Below are 2,228 nucleotides of genomic sequence, written 5' to 3'. Positions count from 1 at the left end.
GAGTCCCGCCTCGAGGGCGTCGCGTCCGAACGCCGCGAACTCCTGGCCGAGCGCCTCGGTGACTGGTCGGCCGACGAGGTGAGGGCGTTCTCCGCTTCGCTTCGTCGCTACAACGACGCGCTCGGGATCCCCGCCGACCGCTGAGTCAGCTCGCGTGGTTCAACGCAGCCAGACCGCCGTGTCCGGTGGCAGCAGGCCGTCGATGAGCGGTCCGCTGCTGATCAGCACCTCGCCCTCGGGCAGCGCCTTGGGGTACGTGCTGGTGTTGAGCAGCACGGTCACGCCCGCCCGTCGTACGACGAGCATCTTGCCCTCCGTGGTGGCCTCCGTGGTCTCGTCCGCGCCAGCGAAGACCTCGCGGCGTGCGGCCAGCGCGCGGCGGTAGAACGCCAGAGTCGAGCCGTCGTCGTCCTGCTGGGCCGCGACGGTCAGGTGCGCCCAGTCGGGGGGCTGGGGGATCCACGGCTGGGAGCCCTCCGCACCCCCGAAGCCGTACGGCGGCGCGGACCCGGACCACGGCAACGGGACCCGGCAGCCGTCGCGCCCGGGCTCACCGGTGCGGAACCAGGAGGGGTCCTGGCGCGCCTCGGGCGGCACGTCGACCTGCTCGAGTCCGAGCTCCTCGCCCTGGTACAGGTAGGCCGAGCCGGGCAGGGCGAGCATCGCGAGCGTGGCCGCGCGGCCACGGGCGAGACCGACCGGCCCGCCGCCGTACCGCGTGGGATGGCGGATCACGTCGTGGTTCGACAGCACCCAGGTGGGGGCGGACGCGGCGGCGCCGACCGCCGCGATCGAGTTGTTCACGACCTCGGCGAAGTCCTTCGCCTTCCACGGCGTGCCGAGCCAGCCGAAGTTGAAGGCCTGGTGGAGCTCGTCGGGGCGGATGAAGAGCGCCATGGACTCGGCGGTCTGGGTCCAGGCCTCGGCGACGGCCATCCGTTCGCCGGGGTAGGAGTCGAGGACCTTGCGCCAGCGGCGGTAGACCTCGTGCACCTCGGGCTGCTCCCACATCGGCTCGTCCCGCAGGACGCGCTCGACCATCGACTCGGCGGCCTTCTTCTTCTTCTTCTTCTTCTTCGTGCCGGCCTTCTCCTGCGTTGGCTCCGGGCGCACCTGGTCACGAAGCGACGCCTCCTTGTAGAGGCCGTGCGCCACGTCGACCCGGAAGCCGTCGACCCCGCGGTCGAGCCAGAACCGCAGCACGCCCTCGAACATGTCGCCGACCTCGGGGTTGCGCCAGTCGAGGTCGGGCTGGGAGGTGTCGAAGAGGTGGAGGTACCAGCTGCCATCAGGAACGCGCGTCCACGCGGGTCCGCCGAAGATCGAGTTCCAGTTGTTCGGCGGCTCGCTCCCGTCGGCGCCCCGGCCCTCGCGGAACAGGTAGCGCGCCCGCTCGGGCGAGCCCGGCGCGGCGGCGAGGGCTGCCTGGAACCACGCGTGCTGGTCCGAGGTGTGGTTCGGGACCAGGTCGACGATCACCCGCAGCCCGAGCTCGTGCGCGGTCTCGATCAGTACGTCGGCATCGGCCAGGCTGCCGAAGAGTGGATCGACGTCCATGTAGTCAGCGACGTCGTACCCGTGGTCCTTCTGGGGCGAGGTGTAGAAGGGCGTGATCCACAGGGCGTCGACGCCGAGGTCGCGCAGGTACGGCAGTCGCGACGTGATGCCCGGGAGGTCGCCGATCCCGTCGGCGTCTCCGTCATGACTCAGCTCGTCGGCGAAGCTGCGGACGTAGACCTGGTAGACGACGGCGTCGCGCCACCAGGGGACGGGCGTCGATGTCATCGGAACTCCTCGGGGTCGACGGCGATCCAGACGTGTTCGGCCGTGGCGACGACGTCGCCGATCTCGCCGTAGATCGTGGCGGCCGTGAAGGTCTTGCGCCCGTCGACCCGGAGCTGCTCTCCGACGATGACGTAGCGCTCGGAGGTGCGCGGCAGGCGGCGGACCTCGGCGGTGATCCGGCCGAGCACGGACGGCCGTCCCTCGAGGTCGCTGGACCAGCCGCCGGGGCAGTCGAGCGCTGCCCAGGTCAGCGCCACGTTGCTCTCGTACGGCGACCAGGTGCTCGCCACGCGACCGTCCTCGGGGGAGGTCCGGGCCACGGCGGGCAGCGGGCCGGCGAAGATCCGCAGCCCGTCGCCGGGGCGGCGATCGGTGCCGCAGACGAAGCAGCGCCGGAACGGGTGCTGTCCGTGGCCGCGGAATGCCGCCTCCGCCACGGCGGC

1 protein-coding gene and 1 pseudogene are annotated in these 2,228 nt (G+C 71.7%); both read right to left on the bottom strand.

Going from position 1 to position 2,228, the window contains the following annotated elements:
• Positions 1-159 precede the first annotated feature (159 nt).
• Complete coding sequence (locus ACOADB_RS20175; RefSeq protein ID WP_378602618.1) at positions 160-1,785, bottom strand: alpha-amylase family glycosyl hydrolase; 1,626 nt, start codon at positions 1,783-1,785, stop codon at positions 160-162.
• Positions 1,782-2,228: pseudogene (locus ACOADB_RS20170) on the bottom strand (hypothetical protein); the annotation flags it as partial. The pseudogene ACOADB_RS20170 and the gene ACOADB_RS20175, both read right to left, overlap by 4 nt.

This window comes from Nocardioides sp. CPCC 206348, from assembly GCF_048654705.1.
Lineage (GTDB): Bacteria > Actinomycetota > Actinomycetes > Propionibacteriales > Nocardioidaceae > Nocardioides.
The sequence above is the reverse complement of the archived record's forward strand: the minus strand, read 5'-3'. Positions and strand labels throughout refer to the sequence as shown.